Here is an 18,846-nt window from a genome sequence, read left to right as displayed (position 1 = left end):
GAGGCCGAAGTTGTTCTTGACCAGCTCCACGATCTCGTCGTGGTGCGAACGCGGCACCAGCAGCCGCGACGTCAACGCGCAGCCCTGGCCGGCATGGGTCACCATGCTGAACGCACTGAACAGCGCGGCCGTGTTGAAGTCGGCGTCGTCGAGGACGATCGCGGCCGACTTGCCGCCCAGTTCAAGGAAGACCTTCTTCAGCGTCTCGCTGGCGGCCGCCATGATCCGGCGGCCGGTCGGCGTCGACCCGGTGAACGTCACCATGTCCACGTCCGGGCTGGTGGTCAGCGCTGCGCCCACGTCGGGGTCGGCCCCGCTGAGCACGTTGACGACGCCGGCGGGGATGTCGGTGTGCTCGGCGATCAGCTCACCGAGCGCCAGGGTGATCAGCGGGGTGTCGGGCGCGGACTTCAGGATCACCGTGCACCCGGCGGCCAGCGCCGGCGCCAGCTTCGCGAGCGCCAACTGGTTCGGATAGTTGTAGGCGATGATCGCCACCACGCCTGCGGCTTCCTTCTCCACCCAGCGGTGGTGCTGCATGCCGCGGCTCTCGATGTTGCCGAGATCCTCCGTCAGCGGATAGCTCTTCACCAGCTCGGCGTAGTAGCGCACGATCTCGATGGGTTGGTCCAGCTGTGCGCCCTGACAAAGTCTCCGTGGCGCCGACTTCAGCGATCGTCAGAGCGGCGAGCTCGTCGCGGTGCTCGACCAGTGCGCGGTGGAATTGTTCGAGGCAACGGATGCGCAGTTCGGTGTTCGTCGACCAGTCGGTCCCGTCGAACGCGCGCCGCGCCGCCGCCACCGCGGCTTCGGCGTCGGCGACCGTGGCGTCGGGCGCATGCCCGAGCACCTCACCGGTGGCGGGGTTGATGGAAGGAAACGCCCGGGAGGTCTCGAGCAGCTTTCCGCCGATCAGCAGGCGCCGGTCGACGGCGGCATCGGGAGCCGCTTCGTCACCCGAGATGGTCGTCGCTTCCTGCATCATCCTCCTCAGCAGCCAATGCCAGCGTGGTTAATGGGGTTGTGGTGTGATGGAAACTTCATTCTCATCACCGGCGAATCATACATTCGCCTGGAGAGAACTCAAGGGAATGACGGGAATCGCCGCTGCCTGCGGATAACGGTGCGACAATCGGCCCTCGAACGTCTCACCAGTGCGAATCACAGCCGCATCGTGTCTTGCGGAGGTACGAGACGCGAGAGTACGGTTCTCATAATCGAAAGGACGATTCTTGATGGGCGGAGGCCAGGCGGAGTCATGAAGAACGCCGTCGTGACCGGAGGTGGTTCGGGCATCGGACAGGTCGGCGCACCGCTTGCGCGCCGACGGCATGCATGTTGCCGTCATCGACATCAACCCGTCGGACGAAGAGTTCGCCTTCACCGCGGACGTGACCGACCGCGCCCAGGTGGACGAGGCGCTCGACGCGGTGCGCCCAACTCGGGCCGGTGACGGTTCTGGTGAACGCCGCGGGCATGGAGAAGTTCAAACGTTTCACCGATCTGAGTTTCGCCGATTGGCAACGCGTGATCGACGTCAACCTCAACGGGGTGTTCCACTGCATCCAGTCGGTGCTGCCCGACATGGTCGAGGCGGGCTGGGGCCGGATCGTCAACATCTCCTCGTCGAGCACCCATTCCGGGCAGCCCTACATGTCGTCGTATGTGGCGGCCAAGTCGGCGGTCAACGGGCTGACGAAGTCGCTTGCGCTGGAGTATGGACCCAGCGGCATCACGGTCAACGCGGTGCCTCCGGGATTCATCGACACCCCGATGCTGCGCAAGTCCGAGGAGCGCGGCTACCTGGTGGTGCAGCAGAACATCGACACCACCCCGGTGCGCCGGATCGGCAGGCCCGAGGACATCGCGGCCGCATGCGCGTTCCTGGTCTCCGAGGAGGCCGGCTACATCACCGGGCAGATCTTGGGCGTCAACGGCGGCCGAAACACGTAGCGAGCTAGGCAACCGAGCTAGGCAAGGAAAGGATCTCGAGTGGGACGCGTACAGGAAAGGTCGCATTCGTCACCGGTGCGGCGCGTGGGCAGGGCGTAGCCATGCGGTACGGCTGGCCGAGGAAGGCGCCGACATCATCGCGGTCGACCTCTGCGAGAACATCGACACCATCGGCTACCCGATGGCCACCCCGGAGGATCTCGAGGAGACCGCGGCCTTCATCGAGAAGACCGGTCAGCGCGTGGTCACCGCCAAGGCCGACGTGCGCGAGGCCTCGCAGCTGAAAGCCGCGCTCGAGGACGGTATCTCCCAGCTCGGCGGACTGGACATCGTCGTCGCGCAGGTCGGTGTCGCGGGATGAAAGGCCAACCGCCGCTGCAGGCGTGGATCGACGTCATCAACACGAACCTGATCGGCACCATCAACGCGATCCAGGTGTCGCTGCTGCACCTCAAGGAGGGCGCGTCGATCATCGCGACCGGATCCACCGCGGCACTGATGGACACCCACCAGAAGAACGACCCGGGTAATGACCCCGGCGGCATGGCCTACGTGCATTCCAAGCGGGCGCTGTCGGCCTACGTGCACGATCTGGCGACCGAGCTCGAGCCGCGCGGCATCCGAGCCAATGTCGTGCATCCCACCAACTGCAACACCAACATGCTGCAGAGCGAGCCGATGTACCGCTCCTTCCGGCCCGACCTCGAGAAGCCCGAGCTCAAGGATGCCGAGCCGGTGTTCTACGTCCAGCAGGCCATGAAGGTGCCGTGGATCGAGCCGGAGGACATCAGCAATGCGGTGCTGTGGTTGGCCTCCGACGAAGCGCGCTTCGTCACCGGTGCACAGTTGCGCGTCGACGCCGGCGGTTACCTGAAGTGGTACGACTACCACAACTAGGCGGAAAGGAGTTGCGATAGTGAAGGTTTCGGTTGACGGAACACGCTGCCAGGGGCACACCCTGTGCGCGATGATCTCACCCGATTCGTTCGAACTCGACGATGTCGACGGCCATGCATCGCCGGTGAACGAAGTGGTGCCCGCCGATCAGGAGGACCTCGTGAGGGCGGCGCAGTCATGTCCGGAACAGGCCATCGTCATCGAATGATGCCGGTACTGCCGGCCGCCGAGCGAGCAATAGGAGACGCGCCGTGACCATCGAGGATGTCGCGACCGACGACGACCGCAAAAAGCACAGGTACCACTTCGACCGGCACACACCGGAATACCGGCTGCAGTTCGAGAAGATCACCGAGGAGATGCAGTCCCGGTGCCCGATGGCCTGGACGGACACCTACAACGGGCACTGGGTCGCCGCCGACAGCAAGCATGTCTTCGAACTGGCCCGCTGCCCTGCAGTGTCCAATCACCACGACATCACCAATGAGACACCGTTTCAGGGCATCACGATCCCGAAGGCCAGTCGTGCCACGGTGGTTCGCGGCGGCATCCTCGAGATGGACGAGCCCGAGCACAGTGTCTACCGCGGTGCGCTCAACCCGTACCTGTCCCCCGCCGCGATCAAACGCTGGGAACCGTTCGTCGACGAGATCACCCGCGCGGCCCTCGATGAGCACATCGAATCGGGCCGCATCGACTTCGTCGAGCACCTCGCCAACGTGGTACCCGCGGTCTTCACGTTGGCGATGATGGGTATCGACCTCAAGAAGTGGAACGTCTACAGCGAGCCGACCCACGCCTCGGTGTACACACCCGAACACTCCGTTGAGCGCGAGAAGATCAACGAGCAGCACCGCGAGATGGGGATCGACCTCATCAACAACATGATGGAGGTCCGCGAGAATCCGCGGCCCGGGCTGGTGAACGCGCTGATGCAGTTGCGCATCGACGGCGAACCCCCACCCGACATGGAGATCCTCGGCAACCTCGGACTCATCATCGGCGGAGGTTTCGACACCACGACCGCACTGACCGCGCACGCGTTGGAATGGCTCGGCGAGCACCCCGATCAACGGGAACGGCTCAGCCGCGAGCGGGACAGGCTGCTGCACCCGGCCACCGAGGAGTTCCTGCGCTTCTTCACCCCGGCGCCCGGCGACGGCCGGACCTTCTCCGAAGACGTCGAGGTCGAGGGCCAGCAGTTCAAGCAGTACGAGCGGCTCTGGCTGTCGTGGGCCATGGCCAACCGCGATCCGTCTGTGTTCGAGAAACCGAACGAGGTCATTCTCGATCGGAAGGGCAACCGGCACTTCAGCTTCGGCATCGGCGTGCACCGGTGCGTCGGCTCCAACGTGGCGCGCACGGTCTTCAAGTCGATGCTGACGGCTGTGTTGGACCGGATGCCCGACTACGTGCGACCCCGCGGGCACCGTGCACTACGACACGATCGGGGTGATCCAAGGCATGCGCAATCTGCCCGCGACCTTCACGCCGGGCAAGCCGCTCGGCCCGGGTCTCGACGAAACGTTGGAGAAGCTGCAGCGTCTGCGACGAACAGGAACTGGCGCGGCCGATCACCGAACGCAAGGAAGGCGCCGTCATCGCCTGATCGGCGACGATGCGCCGAGGGACGAGGCGATGAGGAGTCGGTCGATCAAACAACAGATCGGCACGTGGTATTCGCGGAGAGATGATTTGATGAGCAGCGGGGCGGGGTACTGGGAGGACCGACGTTGAAGCGCTTCAAAATCCTTGTCGTGGCGGCCGCGCTCCTCATGGCCACCGGCCTCGTCGCGCCTCCGCCGGCGCAGGCCATGATGACGCTGGGCAACTACGATCTGCTCACCAACAGGTACGACCGGGCATCGTGGGTCTGGTATATCACCACCTGCCTCCCGGACAAACCACTCGACTGCGTATATGTCCGCGCGCGTCCGCGGCTGAAGTTCTACGCGTACTACGAAGGGGCCGCAAAGCTGGTCGACGGGCGTTACACCATGACCGTCGACGTGCCCGACGGCTTGCGCTGCCCCGGCCAGGTGCTCCCCACCCGTGAGACCTACTCGTGGGACGAGGTTTCTCTCGTGGGAACCATCGAGTCCCATTACAACGTCGGCTGTTTCAACGGTCCCCCCGGCATGCAGTTCTGGACGTTCAAGCTGCAACGGCTGTAAGCGAGGTCTCGCTACCACCCGTAGCGCTGCCGAACACTGCGGAAGCGTTCCCACATCTGAGCGGTGCGCTGCGCCTGCGTCACCGTCGCGGTGTCCGGTGGAAGCGCGTCGGCGAGATTCGCGCGCTTGACCAGCCGCGTGGTCAATGTTGCGGGCTCGCCATCAAGCATGTGCCGGTAGGTCAGGTTCCCCCGCTCGAATCCCTGTGTGTCCAACCAGTTGTGATAGCCCGGGTCGTCGTGACAGAGGATGATTCGCACCCGGTCGTCGTCGTCGACTGCGGTGCGACTGGGCGTGTAGCTCACCGGGCGGTACAGGTAGTCCATGCTGGTGAAAAAGGCACCCATGTTGGTCAGCATCCACAGCCCGTCGTGCGCGTCGAACTCGATGATCACCGCCTCGTCGGGCTTGAGGCGCCAGTGCATGTTCACCGCGGCGCGGCCTCGCTTCGCGTCCGCGCCCGTCGACGCGATCTCGGGGAACGCGTTGGGCCGGTCGGCGTCGACTCCCCCATAGACGAAAGGGTATTCGGGCCAGTCGGCCATCATTCCGGTCAGGAAGTCGCCCGCCCAGTCGATCGCCGCCACCATGTCTGCAGGATTCGGCAGCGGTCGGGACGAATCCATGTCGACGCGCTCGATGTGCATCTGGGCCGGTCGCTCATCCCAGCGGTCGAAACCCTGGCGGATGAACAGCTTTCGCGTCCCCAGCGTGGTGGGCAGCCAGTTCCCGTCGCGCTGCGGCCCGCCGATGTAGATCTCGAAATCTCCGCCGGGTGACGTGTGCAATTGCGCGCCGGTCAGATTTGCCTCGGGCACATCGCCGAACGGTTCGTGCAATACCCCGGGCCCCTCGCGGCGTGGCCCCTGCACGGTGATGTTGAGAAAGCTGGCCGTGCCGCGTTCGCCGGTGATGCGGTAGGTCGACCTCCCGTCGATCCATGCCTGCTGGTAGAGGAAGTCCGCACAGTCGCCGCCGAGTTTGCGTCCGGCATGGCAGAACGTGTGGATCATCGGGTATCGCGTGTCCCGGGTCTCCAGTGCGAGGTCGAAGGCCTGACCCAGATTCTGTGTCAGGAAACGGAATCCGTCGACACGATGGACGCCGGACGCCGGGTTGTGGTCCTTGAAGACCCGATCCCCCGCCGCTTTCAACCGGTCGCAGAAGGATTCCCACGCCGACTTAAGCGCCGCATCATCCGGGCCGTCTCCGAACGCCATCGCCGTCTCCTAGCCGTCGCGTTCTTCCAGCATCGCCGATACCACCGCGCAGGCGCGCCGGGAGGCCTCCAGGCGGCCCTCCCGCTCGATGCGCGGCCCGATCAGTTCGAGGTCGAAGTGATGTGGATATCCCGCCCCGAGCACCGTGGCGACGAAGCGCTCGATGGGAATGGTGCCGTCGCCGGGCACGGCGCGCGCAGGCAGGGCGCGGTCGCCGAGTACGTAGTCGCTCAACTGGATCGCCTGCGTTCGCGGTAACGCCCGCTCGAGCAGCGCCGGCAGTTCCGCCTCGGCCCAGCAGTGAAACAGGTCGATGCAGATTCCCAGCCCGGTCATCTCTGCCAGTGTGATCGTGTCGCGCAGGCTGTGGGCGATGTGGATGTCGGCGTAGAGACTGGACGCGTTCTCGATCGCCAATGCCACCCCCGCCTGCTCGGCGGCCGCCACGCAGGGCGTGACGGCATCGCGGAAACGCTCGGCGGCGTCCGCCCAATCAAGCCTGCCACGCCCGCCGGTCAGCATGTAGACCGCCCTCGCGCCGACGTCGGCCGCCCCCTCGATGACCCGCAGCAGCGAATCCCGCGTTGCGAACAGGTGACACACCGTTTCGACCGAATACCCGCTCGCGACCATCGTTGCCAGATCCGGCTCGGCCAACTGCGAGTCGATCAGGCTGAGCCGCCGGACGCCGAGCGCCCGCCAGTGCGACTCCATCTCGCGCAGCGATGCGCCCATGAACGTCACGCTGTGCACCGACAGCCGTTCGTCGGTCACCTCAGCCCCGCTTCTCGATTTCGACGCCGAAACGCTCCCGGAAGGGCCGGAACTCGTCGTGCAACGCGTCGAGATCTTCGCCGATGTCGGTCAGCAGCGAAGTGGAGTACCGAAACTTGCCGTGCCGATCGCCGGGATTGGCTGCCAGGTAGGCGCGCATCGCGGCCCCGGCATCCGCGCTCAGCCCCCGGTCCGCGAATGCGTAGTAGCGACGTACCGTGCCGACCTGATCGGCGACGAAGTCGGTGTAGCGCACGTGCAGAATCCGCGGATCGTCGACCAGTGGATTGGTCATCGTGTTGGCGATGCTCTCGCGGGTCAACTGTAGGTGCATCTTCGCGGCGGCCTGCAGATCGACGGGGCCGACGATGCCTTCGAGGATGTCGGCCATCATCATCGTGCGCGACGCCGCGACCTGTACCGGGTCCCGATGCAACCAGAGCAGCGTCGCGTCGGGGTAAGCGTCGAAGAACTCGGCGAGCCGGAATCCGTGGAATCCCTTGAGTACCCATCGCTTACGCGGCCGGTGAAACTGGAAGTTCTGCAGCATCGCCTTGTGGATCCGGTACTGCGCCGTCGGGTCGGCGGGCAGCCCGCCGACGACGGTCTGCATCGGCACCCGCCACCACGCGGTGGGTGTGAGCACCCGGAAGTCGAACGCCCAGGTCCGTTCGTCCTCGGGCGACCGTCGCCCAGCATGTCGTTGTAGGGGTGGCTGTGCAGCCACTTCGGCAGTTTGGCGTTGATCTCGCGCCAGTCGGCGTCCGCGCGTGCGCGCCGCGGATCGGCGGCCTCGACAGTGCCCGGCGGCGGTGACGGGTACATGACCTCCCAGAACCGAAGCGCGCGGGACTCCGGATCCACCGACATCAGCGCGTGCATCAGCGTGGTGCCCGAGCGCGGTTCGCCGGTGACGAACATCGGCCGCTCGATGACCTCCTCGGTGAGCGGATAGCGGCGACGGTCGGCGAAGAATTCCAGCCGTGAGGTCAGCAGCCAGTGGCACACCTCGGCGGCCCGCCGCGCACCGCCGGCGTCCATGCCGACCGAATTCAGGTGCTCCACGACCAACGAAAAGCGCTCGGGCAGTCTCGGATCGCCGTAGTCGTGCAACCCGGTTGCCGCCTCGGCGCGCGCGAGCATCTCTCCCGCGTCGAGGTGAGTCATTGCACGTCTTCGCACAGGTTCATCAGCTCGTCCTCCACCTCGCGCACATTCTGCGCCGACTGGGCGGTGTACCGCAGGCCCGCCACGGCGCCGTAATCCATGATCTTCGGCACCCGCAAGCCCGCGTCGACGTACTCCTTGATGACGCGTGCGAGCTGTTTCGGTGTGCCGTGCGGCACCATCGCGAGGACCATCTCCGGTTGGACCCGGTCGAGGAAGTCGACGATGCGCTCGCGGGTGAGCACCGCGGGGTCGATGTCCTGGTATCCGCGCCAATCCTCGCCCATCGGATGCTCGAACCCTGCCTTGCGCAGCACCTCGGCGGACACCTGCAGCAGGAAGGACTTCACCAGCGGTGCGTCGAGGATCTCGGCGATTGCGGCGTCGTAACAACCCACCCGGCTTACCTGAATGAAGCAAGGCGTGATCGCCGCCGGGTCGCGGCTCGCCCTCTCGGCGGACAGCCGCACCGCGGCAAGCTTTTCCGCGTAGTCCTCCGGCGTCCATGCCCCCGTGGGCCACCATCCGTCCGCGTAGCGCCCGACGATGTCGAGCGTGCGAGGCCCGCTGCCGCCGATCCAGATCCGCGGCAGCCGACCGTCGAACGGTTCGCTGTCCAGACGCGCGTGCCGCAGTCGGTAGAACCGTCCGTCGAAGTCGACGGGACCCTCGCTCTCCCACAGCAGCCGGATGACGTGCAGCGCCTCCTCAAACCTGCCGACCGGTTGGGCGAAGTCGAAGCCGTACGGCACCGTGTTCTCGGTCTCCCCGCTACCCAGACCCAGGATGAAGCGCCCCTTGGCGAGGTGGTCGATGGTCAGCGCGCTCTGCGCAAGCAGCGACGGGTGGCGCCGGACGGTGTCGACGACGCTGGTCGCCAAAGGGACGTTACGGGTCAACACCGCGGCGGCTGCCGCGACCGCCATCCCGTCGAGGTGTCGGTGCGGCGACGGTGAAACCGTTGCCAGGTCGGTGAATTCGGGTGTCCAGATGGAGTCCGGCCAGAAGCTGACCATATGGTCGGGTAGCCAGATCGAGTGGTAGCGGCCGCTGTCCAGGGTCTCCAGCACCGAAAGATCCAGCGGCAGTGTGGTGCGCAGGTACGCCGCAGGCTGAACCCTCATAGCCGGCCGATCTCCTTCAGGAATGCCTGGGTGTGGGCGATGCTGCCGGTCAGCGTCTTCGGGTCGCCCGTGCACAACCGGAACGCGGTTTCGGTGATCAGCAAGATGTCTTCGGTATCGCTCTTGGCCAGGTCGAGGGAGCCCGCGCCCTCGGTGGCGACCGGATTGGTCGGCGCGGCGGCGTTGACCGCGATGCCGTCGTCATACAGCTCGGCGGCAAGGCTTTTCGTCAGCCGGTTCAGTGCCGCCTTGACCGTCCCATAGACGCCGAAACCGGCGGTGCGGTCGAACTCGGAGAACGGCGGACCGGTGGGCAGGTCGCCGCCGACCGACGTCACGTTGAGCACCCAGCCGCGGCCGCGGGCACGCATGGCGGGAACGGCCAACTGCGTGAGGTGCAGCGGAGCCATCAGGTGCATCTCGATCATCAGGCGGACCCGCCGCTCGGGGAACTCATCCAGCGGTCGCAAGAAGGTGACCGCCGCGTTGTTGACGAGAATGTCGGGGGCTCCGACCTTTTCGTCCACCTCGGCGAACAGCCGCTCACGCTCGTCGCTCTGGGACAGGTCGGCGGCCACCGCGACCGCTGTCCCGCCCTGGCTCTCGATCTCCGCGAGTGTCTCGTGCAGAGAGCCCTGGTATTTCGGGTCCGGCTCGAGTGTGCGGGCGGTCAACGCGACGGTCGCGCCCTCGGCGGCGAGCCGCTTCGCGATGGCCCTGCCCAGCCCTCGGCTGGTGCCGGTCACCAGTGCGACCTTTCCGTCACAGGACATCGAGCGCCCTCCCAGTCAGTTCCGCGGGATACCCGCGAGCTTGTCGGCGAACTTGGCTTCGGCGGCTGCCCGCAGTCGAAGCAGGTGTTCGGACGGAAACGCGTCTGGCGCCGGCGTGACGTCTTTGAGCAGCAGCCGGGCCAGCGTCACCTTGTGGACCTCGGTCGGCCCGTCGGCAAGACCCAACACGAACGACTCCGTCAGGTACTGCACGAACGGCATCTCGTGCGAGGTGCCCAGCGAGCCGTGCAGCTGCAGGGCCCGTGCCGACACGTCGTGTAACACCTTCTGCATCATGGCCTTGACGGCGGAGATGTCCCCGCGCACGGCCTTGTAGTCGTTGTATTTGTCGATCTTCCACGCGGTCTGCAGGGTCAGCAGCCGAAACGCCTCGATCTCCATCCACGAGTCGGCGATCATCTCCTGCACCATCTGCTTGTCGGCCAGCACCGAACCTTGGGTGTAGCGCGACACCGCCCGCTCAGTAAGCATGTCGAAGATCCGCCGAACCAGACCGACGGTTCGCATGGCGTGGTGGATGCGTCCGCCGCCGAGCCTGGTCTGCGCGACGACGAAGGCGCCGCCGCGCGGTCCCAGCATGTGATCGTCGGGTACGCGGACGTTCTCGTAGCGGACATACCCTTCTCGCCCGCCACCGCCGATTGGCTGATAGCCGAGCCCGACATCGCGCAGCACGTTGACGCCGGCAGTGCCGCCCGGCACCACGAACATCGAATACCGTTGATAAGGCGGGGCATCGGGGTCCGTCATGGCCATGACGATGATGAACGACGCCATCGAGGCGAACGACGAATACCACTTCTCGCCGTTGATGACCCACTGGTCACCGTCGCGGGTGGCCGTGGTGGTGAACACCTTCGGGTCGGCGCCGCCGTGGGGTTCGGTCATCGAGAAGCACGACACGATCCGGTTGTCGAGCAGCGGTTCGAGATACCGTTGCTTGAGTTCCGGTGTTCCGTAGTGGGCAAGGATCTCGCTGTTGCCCGAATCCGGTGCCTGAGAGCCGAACACGATCGGCGCGCACTCGGATCGGCCGAGGATTTCGTTGAGCAGCGCCAGTTTGACCTGACCGAAACCGGGCCCGCCGAGGTGCGGGCCCAGGTGGTGGCCCACAGCCCCGCTCTTTGACGATCTCCTGCAGCGGCGGGATCAGCGCCTGGCGCACCGGGTCATTGAGGTCATGCGACTCCTTGACGATGTAGTCGATCGGTTCGCACTCCTCGCGCACGAACTGCTCGACCCACGCCAGTTGCTCCGCCCACTCCGGGTCCGTCGAGAAGTCCCACGCCACAGGTCGTCCTTTCGTGCCTCAGGTGTCCGACCACTTGCGCCGCCGCTGCGCCGCCTCGTCGGTCGCATGGCTGAGCACCTGGTTGCGGTTCTCCAGTTCGAGCGCGGCGTCCAGCGGTGCGTCGGTGTTGGCCTGCAGGGCCCGCTTGGTCAACTGCACGCCCAGCGCCGAGGCCCGCAATCGTCGTGGCCAACTCGACCGCCCGCTCGATCAGCCGGTCCGGTTCGACGAGCGCGCTGACCAGGCCGCGGCGGTCGGCTTCCTCGGCGGACACGGTGCGGCCGGTCAACATCCAGTCGGCCGCGACGCTGGTCCCGACGATCCTGGGCAGGTGATAACTCATGCCCATTTCGGCGCCGGACAGGCCGAGCAGGATCGCGGCGTTGCCGAATGTCGCTGCGGTCGAACAGATGCGGATATCGGCGGCCAGGCACAACGCCAGCCCCGCGCCGACACACGGGCCGTTCACCGCCGCGACGACCGGCTGCGGCAGCGCCCGGATCGCCTGCGGCAGCGCGGCCATGGCCTCCTGAAAGCGCATCCGCTCGATCGCGGGCGCCGACGCATCCGGCGCCGTGGGGCCGAAACTCCGCACGTCGATACCGGAGCAGAACCCGCGCCCGGCACCGGTCAGCACCACCGAATGCACTGACGTGTCCGCGGCGATCTGGTCGAGCGTCCACACGAGCTCGTCGCGCATGGCCTCGTTGATCGCGTTGAGCTGGTTGGGCCGATTCAGTTGCACGACAACGACGCCGGGTTTCGACCGGTCGATATCGAGCGTCTCGGTCACCGTCGTCAGCGCCGTGGCAACCCGAGCACCTGGGTGGCGATGATGTTGCGCTGGATCTCCGACGTACCGCCGGCGATGGTGCCGCCGAAACTGCGGGCGTAGCGCTCGAACCAGCTCGCGAAGTAGTGGTCGAGGTTCATGTGCTCGTAGGGCCCGGAGGTCGACGGGTGCACCAGCCCGTCGGCGCCCGCGGCCGCCAATGCGTTCTCCATGGCCTGACGTTCGGCTTCGGAGCCGAACAGTTTCAGCACCGACACCGAGGCGGTGTCCATCTCGCCGCGCGCGGCGCGCGCCAGCGCCGCCGAGCCCATCGCCCGCAACGCCTGATAGTCCATGATCGTGGTGGCGTATTGGTCGCGCTGCAGTTCGGTGCGCGGCCGGAAGTCGGCGATCATGTTGTCGATCCGGTCGGCGAACCCGAGCCACATCATCGTGCGTTCGTGGCCGAGCGAACCGTTGGCGACACCCCAACCGCCGTTGAGCGGTCCGACCAGATTCTCGGCGGGGACGCGGGCGTCGGTGAAGAACACCTCGTTGAAGTCGAGGTTGTCCTGTCCCGTCATGTCGGCGAACGGACGGCACACCACACCCGGTGTGTCCGTACCGATGATGAGCGCGCTGATGCCTTTGTGTTTGGGCGCATCGGGGTCGGTGCGCACGAAGGTCAACAGGAAGTCGGCGTCGTGCGCGCCCGAGGTCCACACCTTCTGGCCGTTGACGACGAAGTGGTCACCATCCAGGACCGCTCGGGTGCGTAACGAGGCCAGGTCGGAGCCTGCGCTCGGTTCGCTCATCCCCAGCGACGCGGTGATCTCGGCCTTGAGCACCGGCACCGCCCAACGGTGCTTCTGCTCCTCCGAACCGAACGAAATCAACGATGCCGCAATGATGTTGACGCCTTGCGGGTTGAAGCTGTGATAGATGCGCCGACGGCACAGTTCGTCGAGATGGACGAACTGCTGCACGACGGTCGCGTTGCGCCCGCCGAACTCCGGGGGCTGCGCGGGCAGCAGCCAGCCGTTGTCGAACAGCAGGCGCTGCCAGTCGCGTGCCCACTGCGGCATGTGCGAAACCGACCGCGGCCGCTCCAACGTCTGCGCCTCGGACGGCAGGTGCTCGTCGAGAAAGGCCGCGAACTCGGCGCGGAACTCCTCGACGTCGGAATCAAAGGTCAGCTGCACCGTTACTCCTGTACTCCTCCGCGATCACCGCGCGATGCTCCGCGGCGCCGCCGAGCAACAGCTCGCCGGCCTTGGCTCGCTTCAGCGCGAACTGAAGGTCGTTCTCCCACGTGAAACCCATGGCGCCGAACAGCTGAAGGCCGTGCCGGAACACCAGCGCCTGCGCCTCCCCCGCCGACGCCTTGGCCATCGCCGCCGCCAGCCGGCGACGCGGATCGTCGGCCGCGATCGTCAGCGCCGCGAAGTACGACAGTGCCCGCGCACGTTCGGTCGCGACGTGCATGTCGACCGCCTTGTGTTGGACCGCCTGAAACGAACCGATCGCGACGCCGAATTGCTGGCGCTGCTTGGCGTGTTCGAGCACCAGGTCAAGGATGCGTTGGCACGCGCCGACCGTGGTGATGGCCATCCCGGTCAGCGCGACGTGGCGGGCCCGTTCGGCGTCCACCCGCACCCGGTCCGTGTCGGGCACCCGGGCGTCGACGAACGACGCCTCGGCGATGTGCAACACCGGATCGAAGACGGGGCTGCGGCGTGAGGTGGCCTTGTCGGCGTCGACGACGAACACGCCGGCCTCGGTCACGACGGCGAACCGCTCGGCGCGGTCGCCGTCGAGGACGTGCCGGGCCGTGCCGTTGAGCACCCAGCCGTCTTCGACCCGGTGCGCGGCCACGCCGTCGTACACCGCCGTGCCTGCCTGTTGGGGATCAAAACGGTCACCGGCCAGCGGCGCGAACTGCGTCAGGGTCGCCAGGAACGGTGTCGGGTCGGTGGCCCGGCCCAGCTCCTCGAGCACGATCGCCAGTTCGACCGCGTTCTCCGGATCGGCCAACTCGGTCCAGCCGGCGTCGACGTAGGTCTTCCAGAGCGGTGTCGGGTCGACCCCGTTCTCGGCGATACCGCGCACCAGCGAGGCCGGGCACTGCTTGGTGACCGCGTCGCGCACGGTCTCCTGCCAGAGTCGCTGATCGGCGTCGAACTCCAGTAACACCAAGCCTCCCGGGGACCTCAGAGATGTGCAGCGCGTCCCGGCGAGAATAACATTCTCCTGTGACGTCGTAATCGTTCTCCCGATTTGACTACCCCGTTTCGGAGGTAGTGTGTCGTGCACTTGACCAGCGCGCACCCTGACCTGCGCAAAAGTAAGCGATTCGTTGAGAACTGGATTCTTGCGATTGAAGAACAACGCTTTACACTGGAGGTGTTCGGTGTTTCGCGCGGCGCCCTCCGGCGCCGCCGACCGCCGGATGACATCGGAGGACAGCCTTGGTGATGCAACACCCGGACGGGAGTTCGACGCCCGTCGACACGCCGCTCATCGACGCCAGCGTGCACATCTTCAGCAAGTCGAACAAAGACCTGCGCAGCTTCATGCGCGAGCCGTTCAAGAGCCGCGGCTTCCCCGACTACGAGATGGACTGGTACGGCGCGCCCGGTGGCGAGTACGCACCCGAAACCGAGCGCGACCGCATGTATCCGGGGTCGGACCCGGACTTCGTCGGTCGGCAGCTGTTCTCCGAACGTGGCGTCGATGTCGCTGTCCTGCACCCGATGACGCGCGGCGTCATGCCGGATCGCCATCTCGGCACCGCGATCGCGGCGGCACACAACGAGCTGATGGTCACGCGTTGGCTCGACGACAATCCGTACGCCGACCGGTTCCGCGGCACCATCCGCGTCAACCCCGACGACATCACCGGCGCCCTGCGGGAGATCGCCAAGTACGCCGATCATCCGCGGGTGGTGCAGATCGCTGTCCCGCTGCAGTCCCGCGAGCTGTACGGCAAGCCGCAGTACTGGCCGCTGTGGGAGGCCGCAGTGGAAGCGAACCTGCCCGTTGCGGTGCACATCGAGGTGGGGGCCGGCGTCCAGTACGCACCGACACCGTCCGGAGTGCCGAGGACCTACGAGAACTACGTCAGCTTCATGGCGCTGAATTACCTGTACCACCTGATGAATCTCATCGTCGAAGGGGTATTCGAAAGGATGCCGACATTGAAGTTCGTCTGGGCCGACGGGGCGGCCGACATGATGACGCCGTTCATGTGGCGGATGGACTGCTTCGGCCGACCGCACCTCGAGCAGACGCCGTGGGCGCCGCGGATGCCAAGCGATTATCTGCCGGGCCACACGTATTTCGTGCAGGGTGCGATGGACGGCCCCGGCGACGTGGACTATGCCGGGGAATGGCTGAGTTTCACCGGCAAGGACGACATGGTGATGTACGGGTCGAGCTATCCCCACTGGCAGCTCAACGACCTGAAGGTGCCCGCCGCGTACTCCGACGAACAGCGCGAGAAGCTCTGCTGGCGCAACGCCGCGGAGCTGTACGGCATAGACGTCGGCGCGTCGATGAGCGCACAGTGATAGGGCTTGGGAAGCAGTTGGAAGGCAGGGAGCCACGATGACCGTGACAGTGACAGAGCGGAAGCCGGCGGCCGAGCGCGTCGCGGTGCGCTGCGTCGATTCCGATGTGCACCCGACGCCGAGAGCGGGCGAGTTGACGCCGTACATCCCGGAGCCATGGCGCAGCAAGTACTTCCTGACGCGCAAGGTCGGCGATCAGATCTACTACGACGCGCCGGATTACGCGCATGCCTATGCGATGCGCGTCGACACGTTCCCGTCGGACGGCAACTTCGCCGGCAGCGACCCGGCCCTTGCGTTCAAGCAGCTGATCATGGAGGCCGGGGCCGACATCGCGATCCTCGAACCCGCCGCCTATCCGGCGCGGTTCCCGGAGGTCAACCACGCGATGAGCGTCGCGCTCAACGACTGGCAGGCCAACCACTGGCTGGACAGCCACAACAACTGGCATGAGCGCTGGCGGGGATCGGTCTGTGTGGCGATCGAGGCGCCCGAGGACTCGGCACGCGAGATCGAGCGCTGGGCCGGGCATCCGTACATGGGCCAGGTGCTGATCAAAGCCGAACCCCGCCCGGCATGGGGTGATCCGAAGTACAACCCGATCTGGGAGGCCGCCACCAAGCACGACATCACGGTGAGCTGTCACCTGTCGCGCAGCCATCACGAAGAGCTGCCGATCCCGCCGGTCGGATTCCCCAGCTACAACCACGATTTCATGGTCACCTACTCGCTGCTGGCCGCGAACCAGGTGATGAGCATGGTGTTCGACGGTCTGTTCGACCGGTTCCCGACACTGCGAATCGTGTTGGTGGAGCACGCCTTCTCGTGGATTCTGCCGCTGATGTGGCGGATGGACGCGATTTACGAGGCCCGCAAATCGTGGCTGGACATCAAGCGCAAGCCCTCGGAGTACGTCAAGGACCACATCAAGTTCACCACCCAACCGCTGGACTACCCCGAGGACAAGACCGAGTTGTCGCGTGCGTTCGAGTGGATGGAGTGCGAGAAGATCCTGCTCTACAGCAGCGACTATCCGCATTGGACGTTCGACGATCCCCGCTGGCTGGTCAAGCACCTGCCCGAGCACGCCCGCGAGGCCGTGATGTTCCGCAACGGCATCGCCACGTATCACCTTCCCGAGACGGTTCCGGCCCTCGAGGGCCAGGTTCGGGTGTTCTGAGTTGGACGAGCAGCAGAAGACGCCCCGGCTGGCCCAGGGGCGTGAGCACGTCGTCGCCACCGTCGACGAAATCCCGCCAGGCAAGCACAAATTGGTGCCGATCGGACGCCACGGCGTCGGTGTGTACAACGTCAACGGCACGTTCTACGCGATCGCGAACTACTGCCCGCACGAAGGCGGTCCGCTGTGTTCTGGCCGCGCCCGGGGGCGCACCGTCGTCGACGACAGCGTGCCCGGCGACGCGGTGATGGTCCGCGACCTGGAGTACATCTACTGCCCGTGGCACCAATGGGGTTTCGAACTGGCCACCGGCACCACCGCGGTCAAGCCCGAGTGGAGCGTCCGCACCTACCCGGTCCGGGTGGTCGGCAACGAGGTGCTGGTGCAGGCATGAGCAGGCGCCCCATCATCAGCGCGACCGTGCGTGTTTGCACACGACACGCCGCCAAAAATCGTCAGTTTGCGCACCGTCGCGGAGGCGGATCATGACCACGACCGAGTCCGCCGGCCCCAAGCTCAAACGCGGCGAGAAGACGATCGAGATCAACGGCGGCAACGTCGTCTACGAGATCCTCGGCAAGGAAGGCGATTTCATCGCGCTTACCCCGGGCGGTCGATTCAGCAAGGACATCGAGGGGCTGCGGCCGTTGGCGCAAGAGCTGGTCAAGGGCGGCTACCGCGTGCTGCTGTGGGACCGGCCCAACTGCGGCAAGTCCGACGTTCAGTTCTACGGGCAGAGCGAATCGCACATGCGCGCCGACACGCTGCACGCGTTGATCACCCGCCTCGACATCGGCCCGTGCGTCATCGCCGGCGGGTCGGGCGGCGCCCGCGACTCGATGCTGACCGCGATGCTGCATCCCGAGATCGTCCGGAAGCTCGTGGTGTGGAACATCGTCGGCGGCGTGTACGGCTCATTCGTGCTGGGTTCGTACTACATCGTGCCGAGCATCCTCGCGGTGCGTGGCGCCGGCATGAAGGCGGTTGCCGCCGTTGACGAATGGAAACAACGCATCGCCGAGAATCCGGCCAACCGGGACCGTATCCTCGCACAGGATCCCGACGAGTTCCTCAAGCTGATGCTGCGGTGGCTCAACGCGTTCGTACCCAAACCCGGCCAGACGATCCCCGGCGTCGAGGACGAAATGTTCGACAACATCAAGGTTCCCACGCTGATCATCCGCGGCGGTGAGAACGACCTCGACCATCCGAAGCGGACCTCGCTCGAGGTGAGCTGCCTGATCAAGGGCTCCGAGCTCATTGACCCGCCGTGGCCCGAGGACGCTTGGGAGCGCGCAGGTGAGGCTCGCGCCTCCGGAAAGGTCAAGCGATTCAACATGTTCGACACGTGGGTGCAGGCAGCGCCCGCGATCCTGAAGTTCCTGGACAGCTAGATGAGCGGGCGAACGTTCCCCCCGCTGGCGTGGGCCCACACGCCGGTTCAGACCGTGCGGATGCGAACCTCGCAATTCAGTGACGCCTCGAGCGCGGTGTGGACGCGGCTCTCGGGCACGCGCTCGAGGTCGGCCTTGCGCAGCGTCACGTGTACGACGTCCCAGCCGTCGTCGCCCGGCACCCGTTCGATGTCACCGGCCAGTCCCAATCCGGCGAGCACGCCTTGCGCATCGGCGTCGGTGCCGCGACTGATGAACGTCACCACGCCGGGTACCGGTGTGGTGCCGAACGCGCCAAAGGCTCGAGCGCACAGGTCGAGCGCGGTACGCGTGAGCGTGTCGGGATCGTCGCCTTCGATCAGCAGTTCGACCTCGCGGCGTTGGGCGGGCAGACCGGACAGCTTGTTCTCGACCAGTTCGATGCCTGCCGCACCGGCCAGCTCACGCAGGCGGGCCGCACCCTCGTCGAGCTGCGCAGAATCGAGTTCGCCGGCACGGTCGACGCCGACGCGCACCACCGCAGTCCTCATGGCCGTC

At 66.1% G+C, this 18,846-nt stretch carries 13 protein-coding genes and 7 pseudogenes; 9 read left to right on the top strand and 11 right to left on the bottom strand.

What is annotated here, in order from left to right:
• Window positions 1–982: pseudogene (locus tag G6N18_RS24215) on the bottom strand (aldehyde dehydrogenase family protein); the annotation flags it as partial.
• Window positions 983–1,258: 276 nt separating this feature from the next.
• Between G6N18_RS24215 and G6N18_RS24210 the strand changes: the two are divergent.
• The 5 genes and pseudogenes from G6N18_RS24210 to G6N18_RS24190 all read left to right on the top strand — a co-directional run bounded on the left by G6N18_RS24210 (window position 1,259) and on the right by G6N18_RS24190 (window position 5,024).
• Window positions 1,259–1,953 (top strand): annotated as a pseudogene (locus G6N18_RS24210) (SDR family NAD(P)-dependent oxidoreductase).
• A gap of 32 nt (window positions 1,954–1,985) precedes the next feature.
• Window positions 1,986–2,850: pseudogene (locus tag G6N18_RS24205) on the top strand (mycofactocin-coupled SDR family oxidoreductase).
• A gap of 19 nt (window positions 2,851–2,869) precedes the next feature.
• The gene (locus tag G6N18_RS24200) at window positions 2,870–3,058 is read left to right on the top strand and encodes a ferredoxin (protein ID WP_163689988.1); all 189 of its coding nucleotides are present in this window, start codon (window positions 2,870–2,872) and stop codon (window positions 3,056–3,058) included.
• Window positions 3,059–3,101: 43 nt separating this feature from the next.
• Window positions 3,102–4,459: pseudogene (locus G6N18_RS24195) on the top strand (cytochrome P450).
• A gap of 124 nt (window positions 4,460–4,583) precedes the next feature.
• The gene (locus G6N18_RS24190; RefSeq protein WP_083006882.1) at window positions 4,584–5,024 is read left to right on the top strand and encodes a hypothetical protein; all 441 of its coding nucleotides are present in this window, start codon (window positions 4,584–4,586) and stop codon (window positions 5,022–5,024) included.
• A gap of 11 nt (window positions 5,025–5,035) precedes the next feature.
• On the opposite strand, the gene G6N18_RS24185 is transcribed toward G6N18_RS24190, so the two are convergent.
• The 9 genes and pseudogenes from G6N18_RS24185 to G6N18_RS24145 form a co-directional block, all read right to left on the bottom strand.
• Complete coding sequence (locus G6N18_RS24185) at window positions 5,036–6,244, bottom strand: DUF1214 domain-containing protein (RefSeq protein WP_083006880.1); 1,209 nt, start codon at window positions 6,242–6,244, stop codon at window positions 5,036–5,038.
• Window positions 6,245–6,253: 9 nt separating this feature from the next.
• On the bottom strand, window positions 6,254–6,979 hold the full coding sequence (locus G6N18_RS24180) for a sugar phosphate isomerase/epimerase family protein (RefSeq protein ID WP_083006896.1): 726 nt from the start codon (window positions 6,977–6,979) through the stop codon (window positions 6,254–6,256).
• 40 nt (window positions 6,980–7,019) lie between these two features.
• A pseudogene (locus G6N18_RS24175) lies at window positions 7,020–8,185 on the bottom strand (sulfotransferase family protein).
• Window positions 8,182–9,309, bottom strand: a complete 1,128-nt coding sequence (locus G6N18_RS24170; protein ID WP_163689986.1) for an LLM class flavin-dependent oxidoreductase — start codon at window positions 9,307–9,309, stop codon at window positions 8,182–8,184. The pseudogene G6N18_RS24175 and the gene G6N18_RS24170 overlap by 4 nt, the downstream one beginning before the upstream one ends.
• Window positions 9,306–10,082, bottom strand: coding sequence for an SDR family NAD(P)-dependent oxidoreductase (locus tag G6N18_RS24165; RefSeq protein WP_109749587.1), 777 nt, complete (start codon window positions 10,080–10,082; stop codon window positions 9,306–9,308). Before G6N18_RS24165 ends, G6N18_RS24170 begins: the two co-directional genes overlap by 4 nt.
• A gap of 15 nt (window positions 10,083–10,097) precedes the next feature.
• Window positions 10,098–11,394: pseudogene (locus tag G6N18_RS24160) on the bottom strand (acyl-CoA dehydrogenase family protein).
• A gap of 18 nt (window positions 11,395–11,412) precedes the next feature.
• Window positions 11,413–12,187, bottom strand: a pseudogene (locus G6N18_RS24155) (enoyl-CoA hydratase/isomerase family protein).
• A 5-nt stretch (window positions 12,188–12,192) separates the two neighbouring features.
• Window positions 12,193–13,368: an acyl-CoA dehydrogenase family protein gene (locus G6N18_RS24150; RefSeq protein ID WP_083006863.1), complete on the bottom strand. Its 1,176-nt coding sequence runs from the start codon at window positions 13,366–13,368 to the stop codon at window positions 12,193–12,195.
• A complete protein-coding gene (locus G6N18_RS24145; RefSeq protein WP_083006860.1) occupies window positions 13,352–14,359 on the bottom strand; it encodes an acyl-CoA dehydrogenase family protein in 1,008 nt (335 codons plus the stop codon). The genes G6N18_RS24150 and G6N18_RS24145 overlap by 17 nt, the downstream gene beginning before the upstream one ends.
• Window positions 14,360–14,640: 281 nt before the next feature.
• Here G6N18_RS24145 and G6N18_RS24140 point away from each other — a divergent pair, with 281 nt between their 5' ends.
• From G6N18_RS24140 to G6N18_RS24125, 4 genes are all read left to right on the top strand, one after another.
• Window positions 14,641–15,735 carry an amidohydrolase family protein gene (locus tag G6N18_RS24140; RefSeq protein WP_179962464.1) on the top strand — a complete coding sequence of 365 codons (1,095 nt, stop codon included), beginning with the start codon at window positions 14,641–14,643 and terminating at the stop codon, window positions 15,733–15,735.
• A 37-nt stretch (window positions 15,736–15,772) separates the two neighbouring features.
• Window positions 15,773–16,915, top strand: coding sequence for an amidohydrolase family protein (locus G6N18_RS24135; protein WP_067218846.1), 1,143 nt, complete (start codon window positions 15,773–15,775; stop codon window positions 16,913–16,915).
• 1 nt (window position 16,916) lies between these two features.
• Complete coding sequence (locus G6N18_RS24130) at window positions 16,917–17,309, top strand: Rieske (2Fe-2S) protein (protein ID WP_083006855.1); 393 nt, start codon at window positions 16,917–16,919, stop codon at window positions 17,307–17,309.
• A gap of 91 nt (window positions 17,310–17,400) precedes the next feature.
• Window positions 17,401–18,309, top strand: a complete 909-nt coding sequence (locus G6N18_RS24125; RefSeq protein WP_083006852.1) for an alpha/beta fold hydrolase — start codon at window positions 17,401–17,403, stop codon at window positions 18,307–18,309.
• Between the two features lie 47 nt (window positions 18,310–18,356).
• Here G6N18_RS24125 and G6N18_RS24120 read toward each other — a convergent pair whose 3' ends face one another.
• A complete protein-coding gene (locus G6N18_RS24120; RefSeq protein WP_083006850.1) occupies window positions 18,357–18,839 on the bottom strand; it encodes a hypothetical protein in 483 nt (160 codons plus the stop codon).
• Window positions 18,840–18,846: the final 7 nt, after the last annotated feature.

The organism is Mycolicibacterium celeriflavum (assembly GCF_010731795.1).
In the GTDB taxonomy this organism is placed as follows: Bacteria; Actinomycetota; Actinomycetes; order Mycobacteriales; family Mycobacteriaceae; genus Mycobacterium; species Mycobacterium celeriflavum.
Note: the sequence above shows the minus strand (reverse complement) of the source record. Positions and strands in the feature narration are given on the sequence as shown.

Bases quoted from the DNA above. Each gene is read 5' to 3' on its own strand.
- G6N18_RS24165 (WP_109749587.1), bottom strand. From the start codon at position 10,082: ATGTCCTGTGACGGAAAGGTCGCACTGGTGACCGGCACCAGCCGAGGG.
- G6N18_RS24170 (WP_163689986.1), bottom strand. From the start codon at position 9,309: ATGAGGGTTCAGCCTGCGGCGTACCTGCGCACCACACTGCCGCTGGAT.
- G6N18_RS24180 (WP_083006896.1), bottom strand. From the start codon at position 6,979: ATGGGCGCATCGCTGCGCGAGATGGAGTCGCACTGGCGGGCGCTCGGC.
- G6N18_RS24120 (WP_083006850.1), bottom strand. From the start codon at position 18,839: ATGAGGACTGCGGTGGTGCGCGTCGGCGTCGACCGTGCCGGCGAACTC.
- G6N18_RS24135 (WP_067218846.1), top strand. From the start codon at position 15,773: ATGACCGTGACAGTGACAGAGCGGAAGCCGGCGGCCGAGCGCGTCGCG.
- G6N18_RS24140 (WP_179962464.1), top strand. From the start codon at position 14,641: ATGCAACACCCGGACGGGAGTTCGACGCCCGTCGACACGCCGCTCATC.
- G6N18_RS24125 (WP_083006852.1), top strand. From the start codon at position 17,401: ATGACCACGACCGAGTCCGCCGGCCCCAAGCTCAAACGCGGCGAGAAG.
- G6N18_RS24185 (WP_083006880.1), bottom strand. From the start codon at position 6,244: ATGGCGTTCGGAGACGGCCCGGATGATGCGGCGCTTAAGTCGGCGTGG.